The organism is Rhodovastum atsumiense (assembly GCF_937425535.1).
Classification (GTDB): domain Bacteria; phylum Pseudomonadota; class Alphaproteobacteria; order Acetobacterales; family Acetobacteraceae; genus Rhodovastum; species Rhodovastum atsumiense.
The window spans coordinates 150,949-167,269 of record NZ_OW485604.1 but is presented as its reverse complement, the minus strand read 5'-3'; the positions used below and the strand labels follow the sequence as shown (position 1 = coordinate 167,269).

Here is a 16,321-nt window from a genome sequence, read left to right as displayed (position 1 = left end):
GATGCTCTGATCGACCTCCTCCACTCCCAGCGGGCAGGCTCATCTATGGTGGCCCCCTGGATGAGGCGGAGTGGCGTTTCTGACAAAATCCACCCGGGCTATGATCGCGACAGGGAAGAGGTGGGAGCATACGGAAGTGGCGGGATTTCAGGGGGCATTCGATGGCGGGATGCGGGGGGACGAGGGAAGCGCCCGTTGATTTTGCAAATTTCCATTGCTTAATAACAACAAATAAAGACCACGTCGCGATGCACGCCCAGATCTGCCTGGTTGCCCCGTTCGTCCAGCTTGCGGAGATTGCCGGAACCGTCCGCAGCACCTGCGGAATAAACTTCGACATCGAGACGGCCAATCTCGAGGAGGCCGTGGCGCTGCTGCCGCGGCTGGAAGCCCGGCACTACCAGGTGCTGATCAGCCGCGGCAGGACCGCCGAGTTGCTGCGCCAGCACAGCGTGCTGCCGGTCATCGACATCACCATCAGCAGCTATGACATCCTGGAGGTGCTGGCCGACCTGGCGGGGCAGCCCTGCCGCGTCGGCATCGTCGGCCATGCCGGCATCATGCGCGACTGCGCGAAAGTCGCCGCCATGCTGGGGATTTCCTTCTACTGCATTCTGTTCGAACAGGCCGACGCGGGGGAATACGCGATGTTGCGCAACCAGGTGCGCGAACGGGTCGCGCGCGAGCCGATCGACGTGATGGTCGGCGACACCATCCCGCAAAGCCGCTTTGGCGAATTGTGCGGGAATTTCCGTCTGATCTCCTCGGGGCCGGAAAGCGTTCGGCAGGCGGTCGAAAGCGCCCAGGCCTTCCTGAACGTCCTGCAGCTTGAACGGGTCACCCGCGACCACCTCTCCACTGTCCTTGACATGTTCGAAAAAGCGGTATTCTCGCTCGACCGGGGCGGGTGCATCACCCACGCCAACCGCACCGCAGCGATGGTCTTCCAGATGAATCGTGCGGAGATGCTGGGTAAGCCCATCGAGGCCGTCGATCCGGCCCTGGCCGTCGCGCGGCAGACCATCGCCGATGGCATCTGGGAAGTGGGCCAGGTGGTGGAAACGCGGCACGGCCGCATGGTCTGCTACCTTTATCCCATCAACGGTAACGGGGCATCCCACAGCATCGTCTTCGCCCTGGAACGGGTGGAACGGCTCTATACGATCGAGCGGCGGGTCCGTTACCAGGAACAGCAAAAGAGCAAGTTCACCGCGACCTACCGGCTGGATGATTACGTCACCTACGACACGGCGATGCAGGCGCGGCTGGAACTGCTGAACCGCTACGCCGGAACCGACGCGACGGTGCTGATCATCGGCGAGAGCGGCACCGGCAAGGAATTGCTGGCGCAGGGCATCCATAACGCGAGCCGGCGTGCCGGGGGGCCCTTCGTCGCGGTGAACTGCGGCGCATTGCCGCCCACTTTGCTGGAAAGCGAGTTGTTCGGCTATGTGGACGGTGCCTTCACCGGTGCGTCGCGCAAGGGCAAGAAGGGGCTGTTCGAACTGGCCGATAAAGGCACGCTGTTCCTCGATGAGATCGGCGAGCTGGACAAGACGCTGCAGACCCGCCTGCTGCGGGTGATCCAGGAGCGCCAGCTGATGCGGCTGGGAGCCGAGCAGGCCATTCCGGTGGATATCCGCATCGTCGCCGCGACCAACCAGAACCTGGAGGAGATGGTGGTCGCCGGAACCTTCCGCCAGGACCTGTTCTTCCGGCTGAATGTCCTGAAGTTCGAAACGCTTCCCCTGCGGATGCGGCGCCGGGATATCATCCCCAGCGCGGTGTTGCTGCTGCGCCGGCATGCGCGCGCCTACAAGACCGACGTGGTCGATCTCGATGCCGGGTTGCGCCAGGCACTGCTGCAATATGGCTGGCCCGGCAATTTCCGGCAGTTGAGCAACATCATGGAGCGCATTGCCATCACCGCCCCGGATCCGGTGGTGCGCCTCGACACCGTCGAGCCCGCGCTAAGCGATTTGCGCAGGCCGCCCGGCAAGCCGCCTGCGCAGTGCGCGGCGTGTGAATTCGCCCAGGACGATCTGGAAGCCGTCCGCCTGCGGATCGTCGCCAAGGTCATGGCCGAGGAAAGCAACTGCAAGAGCCAGGCGGCGCGCCGCCTGGGGATCGATCGGGGCACGCTGAACCGCTGGCTCAAGGAACTGGACGGCAAAGCCCGGCATTAGAGCGACATCGGCCGCACCGGCGACAGCCCGCCGGGCGCTCCAGGGCCTGCTCGGGCCGCATGGGGCGGCCTTACGCTGCCTCGTAATCCCTGGCCGGGCAGCCTGCGGTAAAATACCGCAGGCTGTGTTGCAATTTACCGCAAGGGCCAGAGCGGCGCTGCCGGCCGGGCCGCAGGAATCAGCTATCGGGCGACCTGTCGAGATCTGGCATATCGCTTGCATATTCAGAGGCTGACAATAATCCAGCCGCCGGGTCGCAGAAGGAAAGCCGGAACGCCACGTCACACCACAAATCGTTCGGAAAGATCGCCGTTCCAGATACAGGCGAGCGCCGTTTCTTGACGATTCTTCTAACATCGTACTGCAGTTGTTGCTTCTTAATTCCAAGATTGTGCGACTGTTATACGAATAATAATAAAGATAATTGTTGAAACGGCGGCATATACTGAAAAAATCGAGGAGTACGTTTGTGAAGCAAGTGCCGATCAAGAAGATGATCGAGGCCGTGCCGGGCGGGATGATGGTGGTGCCGTTGCTGACCGGTGCCATCATCAATACGTTCTTCCCTGATACGCCGAAATTCTTTGGCTCGTTCACGGGGGCCTTGTTCACCGGCGGCATGCCGATCCTGGCCGCGTTTTTCGTGTGCATGGGCGCCAGCATCGACGTGCAGGCGACGCCCTATGTGCTCAAGAAGGGCGGATCGCTGTTCCTGACCAAGATCGCGATCGGCGCCGTCTTCGGGGTCATCCTCGGTCATTTCCTGGGAGAGGCGCCGATTTCCGGCGGCATGTTCGCCGGGATTTCGACCCTGGCCATCGTTGCCGCCATGAACGACACCAATGGTGGCCTCTATTGCGCCCTGATGGGCCAGTACGGCCGCTCGCGCGATGTCGGCGCCTATTCCATCATGTCGCTGGAATCCGGCCCCTTCCTGACCATGGTGACACTGGGCCTGGCCGGCCTGTCCGCCTTCCCCTGGCAGACCATGCTGGGCGCCATCCTGCCGCTGCTGATCGGCATGGTGCTGGGCAACCTGGACCGCGAGATGCGGCTGTTCCTGGGCAAGATCGCACCCGGGCTGATCCCGTTCTTCGCCTTCGGCCTGGGCGCCGCGCTTGACCTCAGCAAGGTCTGGACCGCCGGGCTGCTCGGCCTGGGGGTGGGTGTCGCCGTCGTGGCGGTCACCGGCACCGCCCTGTTCATCGTCGACCGCCTGACCGGCGGCAGCGGCGTGGCGGGGGTGGCCGCGGCCTCGACAGCCGGCAATGCGGCGGCGGTTCCCGCCATCATCGCCGCGTCCAATCCGGTTTATGCCGACGCGGCGAAAAGCGCCACCATCCTGGTGGCCGCCTCGGTGGTCGTCACCGCCGTGCTGGTCCCGCTTGTCACCGCCTTCGTCGCCGCCAAATTCGGAACACCGAAAGAGGAAGCGGGGGAGGAGGCGGTCGGCGTGCCAGAGATCGTGCACCCGTGAGCGCTTGCCGGCGACAGGGGCGTGCCCGTCGCCGGCTTCCCTTTGCAAGTACAGCGGCGCAATGCCGGACCAAGGAGGCGCGTTGATGGACAGCACGGTCGAAATCGCCTTTGGGCGCAGCCAGTTGCCGGTGCGGTTGCCGGCCGGGGCCGAACCGACGATCATCCGCAAGGTCGCCCTGGCGAAGCTGCCGGACCAGGCGCTGGCCGTCCGCCATGCCCTGGCGCGGCCGGTCGCGGCCAGACCCTTTGCTGAACTGGCCCAGGGGCGCCGCAGCGCCTGCATCCTGATCTGCGACATCACCCGGCCGGTGCCCAACAGGCTGTTCCTGCGCCCGATGATCGAGGGGTTGATGGCGGCCGGCCTGCCGCCGGAGCGCATTTGCGTGGTGGTGGCGACCGGCCTGCACCGCCCCAATGAAGGCGCCGAACTGGCGGAACTGGTCGGCGACCCCTGGGTGCTGGAGACGGTGCGGGTGGAAAACCACTTCGCCCGCAACGACGCCGACCATGTGGACCTGGGTGCCACCTTGCGCGGCACCCCGGTCAGGATCGACCGGCGCTTCGTCGAGGCCGATCTGCGCATCGTCTCCGGCTTGATCGAGCCGCATTTCATGGCCGGCTGGTCCGGCGGCCGCAAGGTGATCGCCCCCGGCGTGGCGCACCATGAAACCATCCGCACCTTCCACTCGGCGCGGTTCATGGAGGATCCGCTCGCCGTCCAGTGCAATCTCGTGGGCAACCCGCTGCACGAGGAGCAGCTGGAGATCGTCCGCAAGATCGGCGATGTCTATGCCATCAACACGGTTCTCGATGAGGACCGCGACCTGGTCTACGTGAATTTCGGCGAGGTCGTCGCCAGCCATCTGGAAGCGGTCGGGTTCATCAGCGAGGCGACGAAGATCGGGATCGGCCGGCGGTTCAGGACGGTGGTCACCTCCTCGGCCGGCTATCCGCTCGACAAGACCTACTACCAGACGGTCAAGGGCATGGTCACGCCCATGGACATCCTGGCGCCGGGCGGAACGCTGATCATTGCATCGGAATGCTCCGAGGGTTTCGGCTCCGCCGAGTTCCGCGATGCCCAGGCGAGGATGGTCGAACTGGGCCCGGAGCGCTTCCTGGCGACGCTGAAGGCCAAGACCTTTGCGGAAATCGACGAATGGCAGACGGAGATGCAGCTCAAGCCGATGCGAGTCGGGCGCATCCAGCTTTTCACCACCGGGCTGAGCGCGGAGGAACGCCGCATCACCGGGGTGGAGCTGATCACCTCGGTGGAACAGGCCGTGCGCGACAGCATCGAGCGTCATGGCGATCCGGCGGTGGCGGTGATCCCCGAGGGCCCCTATGTGGTGCCGGTGTTCGTCGGCAATGGCTGAGCGCTTGCACATCCATCTCGATGCGGTCGGCGGCGTGGCCGGCGATATGTTCGTGGCCGCCATGCTCGACGCCCGGCCGGATCTTCGCCCGCTGGTGTTCGCTGACCTGGCGGCGGTGATGCCCGCGGATTGCGGGCAGCCGACGCTGACCGAAGGGACCACCAACGGTATCGCCGTCCACCGTTTCACCCTGGCCGGGGCAGGGGGCGGTGCGGCGGCCGGGCGAGGCGGTCACGAACACGGCCACAAGCATGATCATGCGCCTGCTCATGCTCACGCCCATCATCCTGACGCGCACGGCCCCGGCCATGCCCATCAGGATCATCACCATCACGGCGCGGCGTCCGGGTGCGATTTTTCCGCGCTGGTCCAGCGGATTTCCGCGGCATCGCTGAGCCCGGGTAGCGCCGGGCAGGCCATCGCCATTCTGCGCGTGCTGGCCGAGGCCGAAAGCCGGGTGCATCGCCAACCCGTGGAGGAGGTGCATTTCCACGAGGTCGGCGACTGGGATTCGCTGATGGATGTGATCGCCGCCGGCAGCATCATCGCCGCCCTCGGTGATGTCAGCTGGAGCGTTTCGGAACTGCCCAGGGGGCATGGCCTGGTCCGGACACGGCATGGCCTGCTTCCGGTGCCGGCGCCGGCAACGGTGGAAATCCTCAAGGGCATAGGTTTATGCTGGCGCGATGATGGCATCGGAGGGGAACGCGTCACCCCCACCGGGGCCGCCATCCTGGCGCATCTGCTGCGCGATATGGCATGCCGAACGCCCGGCGGTCCCCTGGTGGCCACCGGGACCGGCGCGGGCACGCGGGAGATGGCCGGCATGCCCAATATTCTGCGCGCCCTGCTGTTCGCCGCCCGGCAACCGCCGCAGGATGCCCAGGGGCAGGCGGAGGAGGTCGTGGTCCTGTCCTTCGACGTCGACGACATGACGGGCGAGGAGATCGGCATCGCCGCCGATCGCCTGCGTGCGGCGTGCGGCGTCCTTGATCTCAGCCTCGGCAGCCGGATGGGAAAGAAGGCACGTCCGACCAGCGATTTCCGGCTGCTGGTCCGGCCGGAATGCCTAGCCTCCGTCAGCGAGCGATGCTTCGTCGAAACCTCAACGATCGGGCTGCGCTGGCGGCGGGAGCAACGGGTCTGCCTGCCGCGCATGGCCGAGAGCCTCATCATCGAAGGGCAGAGCCTGCGACGCAAACGCGTGGTGCGGCCCGGGGGGCAGAGTTCCTGCAAGGTGGAAAGTGACGACGTGGCCGGTTTCGAGGGGTTGGTCCGGCGGCGCCGGGTGAAGCGGTTGGGCGAGAACACAGGGGAAAAATGATGACGCTTGCAGACCGGCAGGCTGATCTTGTCTCGGCACTCGACCGCCACGCCGCCCTGGCGATCGCCGTCAGCGGCGGCGTCGACAGCATGGTCCTGACCTACCTTGCTTCCCGCTTTTCCCGGGCCTCCGTCACCGCCGTGCATGCGGTCTCACCGGCGGTCCCGGCGCTGGCGACGGCGCGGGTCGAGGCACATGCGCGGCGGCATGCATGGGCGCTGCGTCTGGTTGACGCGCGGGAGCTGGAGGATCCGTCCTACCGGGCCAATCCGGTCAATCGCTGCTTTCACTGCAAGACCAATCTTTATGCCTGCATCCGCAAGGTGACCAGCGGGCCGATCGCCTCGGGAACGAATATTGACGACCTGGGCGATTACCGGCCAGGACTGGAGGCGGCACGCCAGTACGGTGTCGTGCATCCTTTTGTCGAGGCCGGGCTGCACAAGGCGGACATCTATGCCCTGGCGCGGGCGCACGGGCTTGACGACCTGGCGGCCCTGCCGGCCCAACCCTGTCTGGCCAGCCGCATCGAAACCGGCATTGGCGTCGACGCGACATCCCTGCGCTTCATCGAGGCGACGGAGAACGAATTGGGCGCGCTGCTGCCCGCGACGAGCGCCATAAGATGCCGGATCATCGCGGGCGGGATCTGCGTTGAATGCGCGCCGCTGCCGCAGGACGATGCGCGCGCTCGCATCGAGCAACGCATGCATGAGCTGTGCCGCGCCGATGGCCGGCGGTTCATCGGGATGCGTCCCTATCGGCGCGGTTCTGCCTTCCTGAGGGATGCCGCGGAATGACCGACTTCGTGATCGACTGGGAGCGTGAGAGGCGCACCGGCGTGGCCGAGGCGTTGCTGTGCGCGGGCAAGACGGCGGCGCAGATCGGGGCGATCCTGACTTCCGCCGGTGGCCGCCGCCTGCTGCTGACCCGGTTGAGCGAGGAAAAGTTGGCCGCATTGCCGGCGGCAATGCGCGGCGCCCTCGATTATGATCCGCTGTCATCTACTGCATTTTTCGGCGACAGCATCGTGCCGGACAGCGTGGGGCCGGGCATCGTCTGCGCCGGCACATCGGATCTGACAGTCGCGCGGGAGGCTGCCCGCAGCCTTGCCTTTGCCGGCTATCGGGCACCGGTGATCGCGGATGTCGGCGTCGCCGGGCTGTGGCGGCTGATGCAGCGGCTGGAGGAGATCCGCGGCTTCGCCGTGGTGATCGCGGTCGCCGGAATGGAAGGCGCGCTGTTCAGCGTGCTGGCCGGGTTGGTGGATGCCCCGGTCATCGCCGTGCCCAGCTCGGTTGGCTATGGCGTGGCGGCGGGCGGGCGGGCGGCGTTGCACGGCGCCCTGGCCTCCTGCGCGCCCGGCCTGGTAACCGTCAATATCGACAACGGCTTCGGCGGCGCCTGTGCCGCTATCCGCATGCTGCGGCGCATGGCGCCGGGCGGAGCGCCTTCAGGCTGACTATCAACGGTCAGCCTACAAAAGCGATGGCACAGGCACCCGCGCCCAGGAGGACAACGCCATGAAGATCGTGATCGCTCCGGACTCGTTCAAGGAAAGCCTCTCGGCCATGGAGGTGGCCACCGAGATCGAGGCGGGTTTTCGCGAGGTCTTTCCGCAGGCGAGCTATGTCAGGCTTCCCGTCGCCGATGGCGGCGAAGGCACGGTCGAGGCCATGGTGGCGGCCACCGGCGGCCGACGTGTCGAGCTGGCGGTGACCGGGCCGCTGGGCGAGCCGGTGCCGGCCTTCTATGGCCTGACCGGCGATGGCCGGATCGCCGTCATCGAAATGGCGGCGGCCAGCGGCCTGATGCTGGTGGCGGCCGCCCGGCGTGACCCGCTGCGGACGACCACCTATGGTGTCGGGGAGTTGATCATCGCGGCGCTGGACCAGGGGGCGCGGCGCTTCATCATCGGCATTGGCGGCAGCGCCACCAATGACGGCGGTGCGGGAATGCTACAGGCGCTAGGCGTGCGGCTGATCGACCGTGACGGCCGCGACATTGGCTTCGGGGGCGCGGCGCTGGAAGGTCTCGACCGCATCGACATCAGCGGGATGGATGCGCGGATCAAGGCGTGCCGGATCGAGGTCGCCTGCGATGTCGACAACCCGCTGATCGGTCCGAAGGGGGCGTCCGCCATTTTCGGCCCGCAGAAGGGGGCCACGGCGGAGATGGTGGCGCGGCTTGATGCCAATCTCGCCCATTACGCCCGGTTGATCCGGGGGCAGTTGGGCGTCGACGTGGCGACGCTGCCGGGAGGCGGGGCCGCCGGCGGCCTGGGGGCGGCGCTGCATGGGTTCCTCGGCGCGGAACTGCGCCCTGGCGTGGAGATCGTGACCAATGCCGTGGGGCTGGAGGCGATGCTTGCCGACGCCGATCTGGTCATCACCGGAGAAGGTCGCATCGACAGCCAAAGCATCCATGGCAAGACCCCCATCGGCGTCGCCCGCGTCGCTCGGCGCCATGGCAAGCCGGTCATCGGCATCGCCGGGTGCCTGAGTGACGATGCCGCCGTGGTGCACGACCACGGGATCGCGGCGGTGTTCAGCGTCCTGCACAAGACCTGCTCGGTGGAGGAGGCGCTTGCTGCGGCAGCCGGCAACCTGCGACGCAGCGCGCGAAATGTGGCGCAGGTGCTGCGGTTGGGAATGGGGATTGTCTCATGATGGGGGGCAGGCCGCGAGAGGTGAACCCCGCGCTCAGCCAAGCTGGTGAGCAATTATACCAACCCGCCTAAAGATTCTGTGGTTTCCAGGCAACGTTCCTCCTTCGTGGCGCCCGATCGGAGCCACGTGACCGGAACGACGAGAGCCGACTTGGATGACTACGCGGCTTTGGTGGCGAACGGCGCTGACGATCCGCTGGCATTGTCAAGTTGTCGGCCTATGGACGCGTTTGGTCGCGCCACACGACGTTCCTCGTGTTCACGCTGCGATCTGGACGCACGTCTCCTGTCGTCACACCCGGAAGGCCTCGGCGCGTACACGCCGGTATTGAGCGGCGGTCATCAGATGGCGCCGCGGCCGGAAGTGGCCGTAGATCATGGCGTGCGATGACAGGAAATGCTGAGCCTGCTTCGATGACTTGAACCGCTGCATCTGCCGCTCTCGACGTCGCGTCGGTCGATGTGAGTTCTCCGCTCTGTTGTTCAGGTACCGGCTGCTCCGGTGTTTCACCTCGGGCAGGATCTCGCGGTGCGCGACGCCATAGCTGCGTAGACCATCGGTGATGAGGCGCTTCGGTTTGTACCTGAGCCCAGCGAGCAGGCGCTTGAAGAAGCGCTTCGCCGCGGCCGCATTCCGGCGCCCCTGCACCAGGATGTCGAGCACGACGCCGTGCTGGTCCACCGCGCGCCAGAGATAGTGCAGCTCGCCGTTGATCCGCAGGAAAACCTCATCAAGGTGCCAGGTGTCGCCCGGCTTTGGCCGTCGTCTCCGCAGCTTGCGGGCGAAGTCGGCGCCGAACTTGTGGCACCACTGTCGAATGCTCTCGTGGCTGACGGTGACGCCCCGCTCGGCGAGGAGCAGTTCCACCTCTCGGAAGCTCAGGCCGAAGACATGGTAGAGCCAGACCGCGTAGCTGATGATTTCGGCTGGGAAGCGGTATCCCGGGTAGGTGGCGGGCTCGGAGCTCATCTCGGCAGAATGCCCCAGCCGCATCGTTCCGGCCAGAGGCCGCGAACTTGACAATGCCACCGAAGCGCCTCATCACCGATGGTCTACGCAGCTATGGCGTCGCGCACCGCGAGATCCTGCCCGAGGTGAAACACCGGAGCAGCCGGTACCTGAACAACAGAGCGGAGAACTCATACCGCCCTGCCTATGAACTGATCTCTTTGAGCCACGGATAGGCGGTGAGCGACCTGAGCGTGTCGGGGGTGAGCGCGCACCAAGCGTCAGCGCAAGCCTGGACAATGTCGTCGTAGGTGGCGAACACGCAATGCGAGAGAAATCGTTCTCGCAGATAGAGCCACACACGCTCGACCGGGTTTAGTTCGGGCGCGTATGGAGGCAACATCACCAGGCTGACCCGGTCAGGCACTACAAGATCGCTGGAGGCATGCCAACCCGCACCGTCGAGCACCAGTACGGCCTGCGCATCGGCGGCAAGGCGTGCCGCGAACTCGTCGAGGAAAATCTGCATGGTCTCGGTCGAGACGGGGGACTGTCTCATGATTGGGGGTCAGGCCGCGAGGGCTGCTGGCGGATGCTGATCGTTGGCGATCTGGAAGCGGTTCCTGAAGCCGGGACCGAAGGCACCGTTGTAGACAGCGCAGCGAATTTGCAGCAGAAGATCGGCACCGCGTCGGCTCCAGCGCATCTGCTGCGATTTGTTCATTCGGCGATTCACCAGGAAATTGGCGGTCCCTTCGGTAATGGCCGTCCCAACCCGCAAGCCGGCACGGTGACGTTCGGCGTAATTGACCATCCACTCAGCTTGGCCGACCAGATAGCCGTCCAGCGCCAATAACGCTGCCCACAGCTTGCGCGATGACGGCACGCGTGACGTCCGTTCCGTCGCCTCACTCTGGAAAGCGTGCATGACCTTGCGGATGCGCCCGATGCTGACCTGGGCATCCTTGGCCTTGCCGTTCCACAGACGCCAACGCAGCCGGTCGACCTCCGTCACGATCACGGCCTTTGCCTCTCGCCGTGCCGGTGTGTCGGTCGACAAAGCGCCAGCGGTTTGCTCCAGGTGTTGCAGCCGCATCGCGATGTGAAACCAATCGAGGATGGGGAGCTCGGCGACGCCGCTGGCGACCAGGATCGAGCGCAGACCGGCACAGCCGTCGGTGAAGCCGGTCAGTGTCGTGGCGTCGGTTCGACCGACGCTGTCCAGCCTTTGGCCGATCAGCGTCACAAGATCCGTCTCCGCTCCGGCTACGGATCCGAACACCTGTCGATTGCCCGCGTCGGTCTCAACGTTGCCGACCCTGACTTCCAGATGCCGCTCGGTCTTCTCGCAGCTGCGGATGAACGTCGAGTCCACGCTGATGGAAATCGCCGTCGCTGGCGTTACGGACGGGGCCACCGGGCGATGCCGCAACTGCTCGCCAAGCATCATCGTATGGCGACGCAGGGTCTCGTGAGTCTTGCCAGCCTCAATCGGGAACATCTGCTCCAACACGCCGGTCGCCACGCGGTAGGTCATCAGCGCCGAAAGATGGGCCTGCAGGCGATCGAGTTCAGGAGCCGATCGGCAATGCGACGGCCAGTCAACACCGCCCTCGACCCCGCCACAGCCGCCGCAGCGGAACCGCGGCAGCCGTACGATCACCTGGCCGAACAGGGTTGCAATCCGATGCTGGCGGTAGTCCTTCATGTGACAAGCGCCGCCGCAGGATCGGCAAGTCGGCCGCCGTACAGCATGTTCCCTGGTCTGGGCAGCGACCACCGCGCGCTGGATGGCGGTCAGCAGTTCCTTTGCCTCAGCCAAGTTCAGTGTCTGTCCGCGAGGATCTTGAATTTAGATAATGAGTTACCAGTTTCCTCGTATGTGGACCAAGGAGAACCGAGCCCGCTACGATCGTAGCGGTCTGCGCTATGAGAGCGACCTGACCGACGCTGAATGGGCGTTGGTGGCACCGTTAATTCCGCCGGCCAAGCATGGTGGTGCGACACGCAGTGTCGACGAGCGGGAGATCGTCAACGGGTTGATGTACATCCTGAGCACCGGTTGCCAATGGCGGGCGATCCCGAAGGACCTGCCACCGCGCAGCACGCTGTGGGGCTATTTCGACCGCTGGGAATGGGACGGCACGCTGAAGCGCATCCATCATGCGCTCTACGTGCAATGCCGCGAACAGGCTGGACGTGAGGCCAGCCCGACGGCCGCGATCATCGACAGCCAGAGCGTGAAAAGCGCCGAAAAAGGGGGGAGTCGATCGATCCGCCTGGGTACGATTCGGGCAAGAAGATCAGGGGCAAGAAGCGCCATATTCTCGTAGATACCGAGGGCTTCGTGCTGGAGGCGATCGTGCATGCCGCCGACCTGCAGGATCGCGACGGCGGCGTCCTGCTGTTGGCCACCCTGTTCGGCCTGTTCCCGTTCCTGCGCAGGCTCTACGCTGATGCGGCCTACCAAGGCCCCAAGTTCGAGGCGGCGGTGAAGCGTCTCCTGCGGCAGGTCAAACTGGAGATCGTCCGTCGGGCCGATGCCGCCAACGGCTTTGTGGTGTTGCCGAAACGCTGGATCGTCGAGCGCACGATCGGCTGGCTCAACCGTTGCCGCCGACTCGCCAAGGACTGGGAGAACCTGAACCGCAAGGCGCTCGCATTCCTGCGGCTCGCCTCAATTCGCCTGATGGTCCGAAGGCTCTGCCAAACCGCATGAACTTCTCGGACAGACACTCAGACCCAGATTGGCGATGTCGCGAAGATCAGCCGGCTTCGCAATCTCCATCACGTCCGTGCCCTGGCCATCGCTATCAGCACCGGTCTCCACCAGCCGTACAATCCATGCCACCCGCGCCATCCCACCGAGAGAATAGCGCCATAGATTATCACCTATTTGTTCCCACCCCCAATCATGAGACAGTCCCGCTGGACCTACCTGTATCGTGCGGTCGACAGCCGCGGCCAGACCATCGACTGAGGTGGACCCCGGATCCCGGACAGTCGGATAAGCTTAGTCCGACCGGATATGGAACGACTTGAGATGAGTGGGGAACGAAAGCGCTACTCGGCGGATTTCAAGGCGAAAGTGGCTTTGGAGGCGATCCGGGGGGAGCTGACAGTGTCGCAGCTGGTGAGCAAGCACGGGGTGCACCAGACGCTGATCAACGGCTGGAAGAAGGTAAGCGTAAGCTGATGACCGCCTACCGTGCATTCCCGTAATCGGGGATGGTCTCGCCCACGCGGACGACCAAGCGAGTGTCCATTACCGGTGCAAGTGGACACTTGCGGGAGCGAGGGAGGTTTGGCGAGGATGGTGAAAGAGGCAGCGGGAGCGACGGGTCGAACGGCGACAAGCAGCGGCCGGCGGAAACGGCGGTCGTACTCGGAGGAGGAGAAGCGCCGGATCGTCGCCGAGGCGAACCAGCCCGGTGCGTCGGTCGCGGACATTGCTCGGCGCTATGGAATCAACGCGAACCTGCTGTTCAATTGGAGGCGGCTGTCACGGGAGGTGGCACCGGCCGAAGCTGGGGCGAGCGGGTTGTCGCAGCATCAGCAGCCCAACGGCGTCACCACGGCAACCGAGCCGCCGGCTTTCATTCCGATCGGCATGTTCGGACAGGCTGAGGACGAAGGTCCTGCGCTGATGGCTGCGCCAGGAGCTGTGACTGGCGCTGACGTTCCGTCGCGAGGTCGGACGCCGGCACGGCCGGTGTTGGACGATCGGCCGGGAATGATCGAGATTGACCTGGTGGATGGCACGCGCCTGCGAGTGGACGCTTTCGTCAACGAGCGATCGCTGCGACGCGTGCTCACGGTGTTGAGGGCGACATCGTGATTTCTATCGCACCCGGGACGAAGGTTTACCTGGCCTGCCGTCCGGTCAGCATGCGCTATGGCTTCGACGGGCTGGCGGCACAGGTGAAGCAGGTGCTGGAGGCTGACCCCTTCTCGGGGCATCTGTTCCTATTCCGCAGCAAGCGGGCCGATTACCTGAAGATTTTGCATTACGACGGAACTGGCCTGTGCCTGTTCGCCAAGCGGCTGGAGAGCGGCAAGTTCGTGTGGCCGCCGATCGTGGATGGCGGCATGGTTCTTACGCCTGCGCAACTCGCTTTGCTGCTCGAGGCGATCGACTGGCGGCGGACAGTGGCGCCAGACCTCCCGCGCCGCCCTGTGGCGGTCTGAGGGGCAGAGACAGCAAGAAGCGCTGTACTTCCAGGGCAGGCCGTGGCACCCTCTGGGCATGTCATTGGCCGATTGCCCGCTGCCGACCGACCCGGAGGCGCTGCGCAGCCTCGCTGCCGACCTGCAGGCTGAACTCGCGCGCAAGGAACGCGAGATCGCCGCCAATGCCGCTGAGATTTATGCCAAGACGCTGCACATCGAAAAGCTCAAGATGCAGCTGGCGGCGCTGCGGCGGGCCCGGTTCGGTCGCTCCTCGGAAAAGCTCGACCATGACATCGAGCAGCTCGAACTGCTGATCGGCGAACTCGAGGAGAACGTCGCAGCGGACGAGGCGCGGGCCAAGACGCCCGGTCCGGCCACCGGCAACGCCAACCCCGTGCAGCCGCGGCCGCGTCGCCAGCCGGTGCGCACGCCGCTGCCCCCGCACTTGCCGCGCCAGACCGTCGTCCATGAGCCGGCCTGCACCTGCCCCGGCTGCGGCGGCACCACCTTCAGCCGCATCGGCGACGACGAACGCGAAGTGCTCGAATACGTCCCGGCCAGCTTCAAGGTGATCAAGCATGTCCGCCCGAAGCTGAGCTGCCGCGCCTGCGAGACCGTCATGCAGGCGCCTATGCCGACGCTGCCGATCGAGCGCGGACGGCCGGGGCCGGGCCTGATCGCCCATGTCCTGGTCTCGAAGTTCTGCGACCATGTGCCGCTGCACCGCCAATCGGTCATCTACGCCCGCGAAGGCGTCGAGCTCGGTCGCACCACCCTCGCCGACTGGGTCGGCCAGGCCGAGTTCCTGCTCTCACCGCTCGCCGAGGCGATCGGCTGCCATGTCCGCGCCGGCTCTGTCCTCCACGCCGACGACACCACCGTCCCGGTGCTGGCGCCTGGCCGCGGCAAAACAAAGACCGGTCGATTGTGGACGGTCGTGCGCGATGAAAGGCCGTGGGGATCGGACATGCCGCCGGCAGCATTCTATCTCTACTCGCCCGACCGCAAAGGCATCCGCGCCGAAGAACTGTTGGGCAACTGCAGCGGCTTCCTGCATGCCGACGGCTACACAGGTTTCGACCGACTCTACCGCCCGACCACACCCGGTGGCGACGCGCCGCTGATCGAAGTCGCCTGCTGGAGCCACGCGAGACGCGGCTTCTACGAGGTGCACCACGCCACCGCCTCGCCGATCGCCCTAGAGGCGCTCGAACGCATCGCCGCGCTGTTCGCCATCGAGAGCGCCATTCGCGGCCAACCGCCGGAACGGCGGGTGGCAGTGCGACAGGAGCACGCGACCCCGCTGCTGGAACAACTGAAGGTCTTCCTCGAGACTTCGCTCCGCCAGGTGAGCGGCAAGAGCGAACTGGCCAAAGCGATCCGCTACGCCCTGTCGCGGTGGAAGGCGCTGGCCCGCTACGTCAGCAACGGGCGACTGGAGATGAGCAACAACGCGGCCGAAAGAGCCATGCGTTCCCCGGTCCTCGGCAGGCGCAACTACCTCTTCTGCGGCTCCGACGCCGGCGGCCGTCGCGCCGCCTGCATCTACACCATCATCGAGACCTGCAAGCTGAACAGCATCGACCCGCAGGCCTACCTCACCGATATCCTCGGCCGCATCGCCGATCATCCCATCCAGCGCATCAGCGAACTGCTCCCCTGGCACTGGAAAAAGTAGCCCAGCACCCGCTCGGCGCCGAGGGCGAATACCGCGGTCATCGGCTGACGCTTACCGCCCTCCGTGCGAGGGCGTGGATCGAAACACCGTGATCGCCGGCACGTCGAGCACCTCGGCGATCGTCGCCCTCCGTGCGAGGGCGTGGATCGAAACTTCACCGCGTCCGGTGAGATGCCGGCCGGCTGCGGTCGCCCTCCGTGCGAGGGCGTGGATCGAAACACGCAGCTCTGCGTCTTGCCGACACGGGCGCTGCAGTCGCCCTCCGTGCGAGGGCGTGGATCGAAACCGCTGGGTCAGCAAGGCATGGCACGCCGTTCGCAGGTCGCCCTCCGTGCGAGGGCGTGGATCGAAACATGATCACAGACATCTCTGATGGGGGATACCCAAGTCGCCCTCCGTGCGAGGGCGTGGATCGAAACTGGACAGTTTCGAGATTCGGCCATTAGGATTCGAGTCGCCCTCCGTGCGAGGGCGTGGATCGAAACGGATGC

General features: G+C 65.5%; 14 protein-coding genes, 2 pseudogenes and 1 CRISPR repeat array (1 of these 17 cut by a window edge). Of the genes and pseudogenes, 13 read left to right on the top strand and 3 right to left on the bottom strand.

Going from position 1 to position 16,321, the window contains the following annotated elements:
• The first annotated feature begins 248 nt into the window (after positions 1-248).
• The 7 genes from NBY65_RS31605 (at position 249) to NBY65_RS31575 (ending at position 9,034) form a co-directional block, all read left to right on the top strand.
• The gene (locus NBY65_RS31605) at positions 249-2,186 is read left to right on the top strand and encodes a sigma 54-interacting transcriptional regulator (RefSeq protein WP_162530885.1); all 1,938 of its coding nucleotides are present in this window, start codon (positions 249-251) and stop codon (positions 2,184-2,186) included.
• Positions 2,187-2,655: 469 nt separating this feature from the next.
• Positions 2,656-3,663 carry a 2-keto-3-deoxygluconate permease gene (locus NBY65_RS31600; protein ID WP_150045473.1) on the top strand — a complete coding sequence of 336 codons (1,008 nt, stop codon included), beginning with the start codon at positions 2,656-2,658 and terminating at the stop codon, positions 3,661-3,663.
• A gap of 85 nt (positions 3,664-3,748) precedes the next feature.
• On the top strand, positions 3,749-5,041 hold the full coding sequence (locus tag NBY65_RS31595; RefSeq protein ID WP_203330740.1) for a nickel-dependent lactate racemase family protein: 1,293 nt from the start codon (positions 3,749-3,751) through the stop codon (positions 5,039-5,041).
• Entirely contained in the window at positions 5,034-6,365 is a 1,332-nt protein-coding gene (gene larC, locus NBY65_RS31590) for a nickel pincer cofactor biosynthesis protein LarC (protein WP_150045471.1), read from the top strand. Before NBY65_RS31595 ends, larC begins: the two co-directional genes overlap by 8 nt.
• Positions 6,362-7,165, top strand: a complete 804-nt coding sequence (locus NBY65_RS31585) for an adenine nucleotide alpha-hydrolase family protein (protein ID WP_150045470.1) — start codon at positions 6,362-6,364, stop codon at positions 7,163-7,165. Before larC ends, NBY65_RS31585 begins: the two co-directional genes overlap by 4 nt.
• Positions 7,162-7,827, top strand: coding sequence for a nickel pincer cofactor biosynthesis protein LarB (gene larB, locus NBY65_RS31580; protein WP_150045469.1), 666 nt, complete (start codon positions 7,162-7,164; stop codon positions 7,825-7,827). The genes NBY65_RS31585 and larB overlap by 4 nt, the downstream gene beginning before the upstream one ends.
• A gap of 61 nt (positions 7,828-7,888) precedes the next feature.
• Positions 7,889-9,034, top strand: coding sequence for a glycerate kinase (locus tag NBY65_RS31575; RefSeq protein ID WP_150045468.1), 1,146 nt, complete (start codon positions 7,889-7,891; stop codon positions 9,032-9,034).
• A gap of 291 nt (positions 9,035-9,325) precedes the next feature.
• Here NBY65_RS31575 and NBY65_RS31570 read toward each other — a convergent pair whose 3' ends face one another.
• The gene (locus NBY65_RS31570) at positions 9,326-10,003 is read right to left on the bottom strand and encodes an IS6 family transposase (RefSeq protein WP_150045467.1); all 678 of its coding nucleotides are present in this window, start codon (positions 10,001-10,003) and stop codon (positions 9,326-9,328) included.
• On the opposite strand from NBY65_RS31570, the pseudogene NBY65_RS34235 reads away from it, so the two are divergent.
• Positions 9,961-10,185: pseudogene (locus NBY65_RS34235) on the top strand (DDE-type integrase/transposase/recombinase); the annotation flags it as partial. The gene NBY65_RS31570 and the pseudogene NBY65_RS34235 sit on opposite strands and share 43 nt — an antisense overlap.
• 2 nt (positions 10,186-10,187) lie before the next feature.
• On the opposite strand, the gene NBY65_RS31560 reads toward NBY65_RS34235, so the two are convergent.
• Together NBY65_RS31560 and NBY65_RS31555 are read right to left on the bottom strand one after the other, a co-directional pair.
• On the bottom strand, positions 10,188-10,541 hold the full coding sequence (locus NBY65_RS31560) for a transposase (RefSeq protein ID WP_150045466.1): 354 nt from the start codon (positions 10,539-10,541) through the stop codon (positions 10,188-10,190).
• 9 nt (positions 10,542-10,550) lie between these two features.
• The gene (locus NBY65_RS31555) at positions 10,551-11,804 is read right to left on the bottom strand and encodes an ISKra4 family transposase (RefSeq protein WP_284347531.1); all 1,254 of its coding nucleotides are present in this window, start codon (positions 11,802-11,804) and stop codon (positions 10,551-10,553) included.
• A 58-nt stretch (positions 11,805-11,862) separates the two neighbouring features.
• On the opposite strand from NBY65_RS31555, the gene NBY65_RS31550 reads away from it, so the two are divergent.
• The 5 genes and pseudogenes from NBY65_RS31550 (at position 11,863) to tnpC (ending at position 15,830) form a co-directional block, all read left to right on the top strand.
• Positions 11,863-12,701, top strand: a protein-coding gene (locus tag NBY65_RS31550) for an IS5 family transposase (RefSeq protein ID WP_250266038.1) whose coding sequence is annotated in 2 segments (ribosomal slippage) — positions 11,863-12,247 and positions 12,247-12,701 — 840 coding nt in all. Because the reading frame shifts where the segments join, the coding sequence is not laid out codon by codon here.
• 324 nt (positions 12,702-13,025) lie between these two features.
• A pseudogene (locus tag NBY65_RS31545) lies at positions 13,026-13,163 on the top strand (transposase); the annotation flags it as partial.
• 132 nt (positions 13,164-13,295) lie between these two features.
• The gene (tnpA, locus tag NBY65_RS31540; RefSeq protein ID WP_150045778.1) at positions 13,296-13,820 is read left to right on the top strand and encodes an IS66-like element accessory protein TnpA; all 525 of its coding nucleotides are present in this window, start codon (positions 13,296-13,298) and stop codon (positions 13,818-13,820) included.
• Entirely contained in the window at positions 13,817-14,170 is a 354-nt protein-coding gene (tnpB, locus tag NBY65_RS31535) for an IS66 family insertion sequence element accessory protein TnpB (RefSeq protein WP_150045777.1), read from the top strand. Before tnpA ends, tnpB begins: the two co-directional genes overlap by 4 nt.
• A gap of 58 nt (positions 14,171-14,228) precedes the next feature.
• Positions 14,229-15,830: an IS66 family transposase gene (tnpC, locus tag NBY65_RS31530; RefSeq protein WP_150045776.1), complete on the top strand. Its 1,602-nt coding sequence runs from the start codon at positions 14,229-14,231 to the stop codon at positions 15,828-15,830.
• 53 nt (positions 15,831-15,883) lie between these two features.
• Positions 15,884-16,321: direct repeats of the CRISPR family, unit length 32 nt; unit sequence GTCGCCCTCCGTGCGAGGGCGTGGATCGAAAC; it runs 2,455 nt beyond the window's last position.

Excerpts from the sequence above, each read along its gene's own strand:
- NBY65_RS31605 (WP_162530885.1), top strand. The coding sequence starts at position 249 with ATGCACGCCCAGATCTGCCTGGTTGCCCCGTTCGTCCAGCTTGCGGAG.
- NBY65_RS31595 (WP_203330740.1), top strand. The coding sequence starts at position 3,749 with ATGGACAGCACGGTCGAAATCGCCTTTGGGCGCAGCCAGTTGCCGGTG.
- larC (WP_150045471.1), top strand. The coding sequence starts at position 5,034 with ATGGCTGAGCGCTTGCACATCCATCTCGATGCGGTCGGCGGCGTGGCC.
- NBY65_RS31585 (WP_150045470.1), top strand. The coding sequence starts at position 6,362 with ATGATGACGCTTGCAGACCGGCAGGCTGATCTTGTCTCGGCACTCGAC.
- larB (WP_150045469.1), top strand. The coding sequence starts at position 7,162 with ATGACCGACTTCGTGATCGACTGGGAGCGTGAGAGGCGCACCGGCGTG.
- NBY65_RS31575 (WP_150045468.1), top strand. The coding sequence starts at position 7,889 with ATGAAGATCGTGATCGCTCCGGACTCGTTCAAGGAAAGCCTCTCGGCC.
- NBY65_RS31570 (WP_150045467.1), bottom strand. The coding sequence starts at position 10,003 with ATGAGCTCCGAGCCCGCCACCTACCCGGGATACCGCTTCCCAGCCGAA.
- NBY65_RS31560 (WP_150045466.1), bottom strand. The coding sequence starts at position 10,541 with ATGAGACAGTCCCCCGTCTCGACCGAGACCATGCAGATTTTCCTCGAC.
- tnpA (WP_150045778.1), top strand. The coding sequence starts at position 13,296 with ATGGTGAAAGAGGCAGCGGGAGCGACGGGTCGAACGGCGACAAGCAGC.
- tnpC (WP_150045776.1), top strand. The coding sequence starts at position 14,229 with ATGTCATTGGCCGATTGCCCGCTGCCGACCGACCCGGAGGCGCTGCGC.